3 protein-coding genes and 1 pseudogene are annotated in these 4,874 nt (G+C 71.0%); all 4 read left to right on the top strand.

From position 1 onward, the window contains the following. Nucleotides 1–459: pseudogene (locus ON19_RS43115) on the top strand (hypothetical protein); the annotation flags it as partial. A 736-nt stretch (nucleotides 460–1,195) separates the two neighbouring features. Beyond that, nucleotides 1,196–2,455, top strand: coding sequence for a hypothetical protein (locus tag ON19_RS38840; protein ID WP_157229666.1), 1,260 nt, complete (start codon nucleotides 1,196–1,198; stop codon nucleotides 2,453–2,455). A 218-nt stretch (nucleotides 2,456–2,673) separates the two neighbouring features. After that, on the top strand, nucleotides 2,674–4,149 hold the full coding sequence (locus ON19_RS11500) for a serine/threonine-protein kinase (RefSeq protein ID WP_043690013.1): 1,476 nt from the start codon (nucleotides 2,674–2,676) through the stop codon (nucleotides 4,147–4,149). An 18-nt stretch (nucleotides 4,150–4,167) separates the two neighbouring features. Beyond that, nucleotides 4,168–4,874, top strand: a 707-nt coding sequence (locus ON19_RS11495) for a serine/threonine-protein kinase (protein WP_043690008.1), incomplete at its 3' end; no start/stop codon positions are given.

Here is a 4,874-nt window from a genome sequence, read left to right as displayed (position 1 = left end):
CCCGTGCATCCGTGTGCGGCGCAACCCATCCCCGCACCCATGCCACAACCCGGACAGGCCGGCATCGGGCGCACCCCGCTCGCGCCTGGGCAACCCTTCGGCGCGGCCCCCGGACAACTACCCGACCACGACCCGAACAACCCCGCAGCGCAGGCGAACCCGCACGCCGCCGGGCAATCCGAACTGGGCGAGGCCGGAGCGGCCGATTGCTCGCAACCAGGATCGGACGCCGCCACCGGCCCCGAACCAGGTGCGCCCGAGCAGCCCAACGCACCTGGTGTCCCTGAGCAGGACGCCGCACCTGGTAACCCCGAACCGGCCACCGCCACACCGCCCGCACCGGAACCCGAACCGGCGCCCGCCCCGGAACCGGCTCCCACGCCGCCGCCCGGGATCACCCTCCCCTTCGGCATCGTGATTCCGCTGCCCGCACCGCCGCCGCCCCCGCCGGCAGGCTGACTCGCGAGCTTCCGCCCTGCGCCGCCGGACGACCTCGTGGACGCCCTGATCGTCACGCACTGCCTGCGGGAGCCGACGAGCCCGCGCAGAAGTGTGCGGGACTTCGGCTGACGTTCGTTTCGGAGCGCCGGGCGGATCCGCGGCGGTGCAGGCGGCCCGCTGCGGGGCGTTCCTCCGGTAAGGGATGGTCGGTACTGCCCGTCCACGTCCGGAGCTTCAGGTCATCGAGCTGATTCGCGCGTGCGTGGCCTGTCCGAGCCGACACCTCGTGGCGTCCGATGTGCTGCGGGCCGACCTTCCCCTGGCCTGATCGGCGATCAGGCCAGGGCGCCGCGATGCACAGCGAAACTTTCTCCGGACCGGACGAACACTTTCTGGGCGATGCCCGTTGCCGCTTCCACCAGCGGTATCGAGCAAACATTCAGCGCTCAGCTCGTCGGTACCTGGGACGCCGACAAAAGCGCCACGACGGCGGATGATCGCGGCAGGGGACTGTCGTGCCGCGTGAACTCGTGTTCTTTGATGAAATGCCCTGGTAACGGGTGTAGTGTGCGATGTGTCGCAGACGCCGGACGGGACGTTCCACTGGCTGCGAGAGAATTTCCGTCGCAGTTTTCGCGGGCTGTCATCAGAGGCGCTACGCGACTGTGCATGGTGGGAAAACGAACCTCGGCCAATCGCTGGCGACCGCGGTGACGAACCTCCTTCAAGACCGGTCTCGAGCAGAGGTGATCTCATGAGGGCCACAGTCGGTATTTCAGCGGAACAAACCGTGGTGCGTGGCGTGATGCTGTCGTCCACGGCGCCACAAGGTACCCGGCCCACGGTGCTGCGGGAGGTCGAACAGCCGGTCGAGCACTCGACTGCCGCGTCGGTCGCCGCCGCCCTCGACGCGTTGACCGCCGGCGCCGGATCCGACACCGAACTCGATGACGTCGCGGTGGCGTACCGGACGGTGGCGGAGCGGCGCGCGATCGTGTCACAACTGTCGTCGGCGATGTGGCGATCGTCGTCGCTCGTGTCGACCAAGACAGCGCTGCAGGCACTGGTCGAGAACACTCCGGGCCTGGCGGAGTACGGAACTCTGCTGGTACTCGAGATCGTCGGCTACCACACGTCCTCTCTCGTGGTCGGGCCGAATCGGGAGGAAATCCTCGCCTTCGACTCGTGGTCGTCCGGTGTCGTCGACGCCGAGACCGCGGGCTCGGCGATCGACCGGATACAGTCGGCTTCGGAGGCGGCGGGGCTGGTGCCCGACGCCGTCGTCTTGTGTGGCTCGTCGGCGGGAAATCCGGACATTGTCGCTGCATCGCGGCTGGGCTTCGCCGCCCCCGTGATCGTGGCACCCGACTACGTCCACGCGGCCGCGTACGGCGCCGCTCTGGTCGCCGCCGCTCCGTTCCGAAGCGCACCGACAGCGCCGCCAGTGGCCGATCGCGGACATGTCGGCCGCGCGATTCTGGCCGGGGCGGCCGCGGCCGCGCTGCTGGGCGGAACGGCGATCGCGGTCGTGCAGGCACGCGAGAACCGCCCGGCGAACGCCGAGATCGACGGCCCGGTGCAGGTGCCCATCTCCGCTCCCCAGCTTGCCGAGCCGAATCCCGTCGCCGTGCCCCCGGCCCCCGCGCTCGAACAGATCCCTCCGGCCCCGCCGCCCGACTCGGCGTCCACCCCCGGGCCCTATCCCGGACCGGAGGTGCCACCGCAACCAGCGCCGTACCCCGCGAACGACCAGCCTATGCCCATCGAACCGGTCCCGCCGGGCCCCCCACCGCCGGTACAGCAGCCGCCGACGCCGCACAGGCACCGGCCGACGACGACGACTATCTCCCCGGAACCGCCGGCCCCGCCGCCGGCCACCGCCGCAGCCCCTGAAGAACCCTTGCTCTTCCCGGGAGAGTCCCCCCCGCCACCCTGGAACGCCGACCCCGCAGTGGTACAGGCGTGGTGGGACAACCACTGGCAACTGAAGGAGAGCTGGCTGCAAGGCCGCTGATCCCGGCCCGGCCCAGCCGAAATAACACCGCACGCCGACTCGTGTCCTCCCACACGGGGCGGCTGCCGTTTCGGGTCCCAGCTCGGTCGAGCCCTCGAGGCAACATCAGCTCGCTCCCTCGCTCTTGTGGGCGGTCGCCCCGGCGAGGTGTTCATGGGCTCGGCCGGGTAGGCGACCCGATGGCCGGTATTCTGCTCGGTCAGGGAGGAGGGCGCGTCGTGTCTGTGCAGCCTGGCGATGTCTTCGCTGGTTATCGCATCATTCGCCGGATCGGGGCGGGTGGGATGGGTGCGGTGTATCTGGCCGAGCATCCGCGGCTGCCGCGCCTGGACGCGGTGAAGATTCTCGATCCGGATCTGGGGGCGGACGCGGAATTCCGGGCTCGATTCGAGCGGGAGGCCGAATTGGCGGCCCGGCTCGAGCATCCGAATGTCGTCTCCATCTACGACCGGGGCGCCGAAGGTGACCTGCTGTGGATCGGCATGCGGTACGTCGACGGCGTGGACGCCGCGGAGCTGGTGCGCCGCGGTCCGGCGGTGCTGCCCGCGGCGCGGGCGGTGCGGATCGTCGCCGCGGCGGCGCGCGGGCTGGACGCGGCGCATCGCAGCGGATTGCTGCACCGCGATGTGAAACCGGCGAACATTCTGGTGTCCACGGCCGACGACGGGTCGGACGCGGTACGCATCACCGACTTCGGTATCGCGCGGCCGCTGGAGGCCACCGCGTCGCTGACCACGACGGGATCGGTGCTGGCCAGCTTCGCCTACGCCGCGCCGGAGCAGCTGACCGGCGGACCGCTCGACCATCGGGCCGACATCTACTCCCTCGGCTGCACCCTGTACGAAATGCTCACCGGCGCGGTACCTTTCGGTACCCGTACGCCGGCGGCCAGTCTCCAGGCCCATCTGTACGAGCCGCCGCCGCGCCCGTCGCTGGCGAACCCGGCGTTGCCCACGGCCATCGACGAGGTGGTCGTGCGGGCGATGGCGAAGAACCCGGCGGCCAGATACGCCGGCTGCGGGGAGTTGGCGGCCGCCGCGATCCGTGCGCTCGAGCCTGCGCCGCTCCCGCCCGCCCCTGCGTTCCCGCCGCCACCTCCGCGTGCGGGTGCCGGACGATCCGCGCTGATCGCCGGGGCGGTCGTGCTGGCGGTGATCGCGGGGTTGGCCGTGGTTCTCCTGCGCACCGGTGAACGATCCGGCGGGACGGCGGTCGCCGCCCCGTCGTCGGTCGTTTCGTCGGCCACGACCACCACCGCGGCCACCAGCACTCCGGCCACGTCCGCCTGGGGCCCGGCCGCCTACATCGTCGAGGCGTTCCCGAACCTGCTCCCCGCCGACCCCGAAGGTGTGGGCTATCAGGGGATACGCTGCGCCCTCAACGACGATCGCGGCGCCTGGCTGCACTGCCCGGCCGCCACCGACGACGGGATCAACGTCAACATCCGCTGCGACCCGTCCCGCCGCCCGGTGACCTATACCTCCGACACGCTCGGCCGCGCCGACCTGCACGAACAGCCATGGACGCGTCCGTCCGGCGCGGGCACGGTCCGCTGGGCCACCGACAGCCTGGCCGGCTTCGGCTTGCTGGACGTGGCGTTCACCGATCACCGCAGCTTCTGCACCGTCGGCGCTTCCGGCGGCACCGGCGGCCAGGACGTGTACGACAGATGGTGGAGCGGTGCGCCGATCTGAACCGAGAACGAGAAGAATATGACGCTGCGCCCAGGTTCGGTATTCGCCGGGTATCGCATCGAGCGCACGCTCGGCTCGGGTGGCATGGGGACGGTGTATCTGGCGCGTCATCCACGGCTGCCGCGGTCGGTCGCGCTGAAGATCCTCGACCCGTCGGCGGGCGCCGACCCCGAATTCCGCGCCCGGTTCCAGCGGGAAGCCGAATTGGCCGCGCGCCTGGACCATCCGAACATCGTGGAGATCTACGACCGCGGCAGCGACGACGACCAGCTGTGGATGTCGATGCGGTACGTGGCGGGTTCGGACGTGGCACAGCTGATCGGGCAGCGGTCGCGCGCGCTGCCGCCGAGCCGGGTGATCGAGATCCTCGCCCAGGCGGCCGAGGGACTCGACGCCGCGCACCGGCGCGGTCTGCTGCACCGGGACGTCAAACCGGCCAACCTGCTGGTCGCCACCGGCGACGACGGGAGCGACCACGTCTTCGTCACCGATTTCGGCATCGCGCGCAGCCGCGACGACACCACCGGGCTGACCGCCGCGGGAGCGCTGATCGCGACGCTCGGTTACGTCGCTCCCGAGCAGATCCGGGGCGAGGCGCTCGACCATCGCTGCGACGTCTACGCCCTCGGCGCGACCCTCTACCAAATGCTCACCGGCGCCGTGCCGTTCGCGCGCACGACCCCTGCGGCGGTGCTGCGGGCGCATCTGGCCGAACCGCCGCCCCG

It is taken from the genome of Nocardia abscessus NBRC 100374 (assembly GCF_000308455.1).
GTDB lineage: Bacteria > Actinomycetota > Actinomycetes > Mycobacteriales > Mycobacteriaceae > Nocardia > Nocardia abscessus.
The sequence above is the reverse complement of the archived record's forward strand: the minus strand, read 5'-3'. Positions and strand labels throughout refer to the sequence as shown.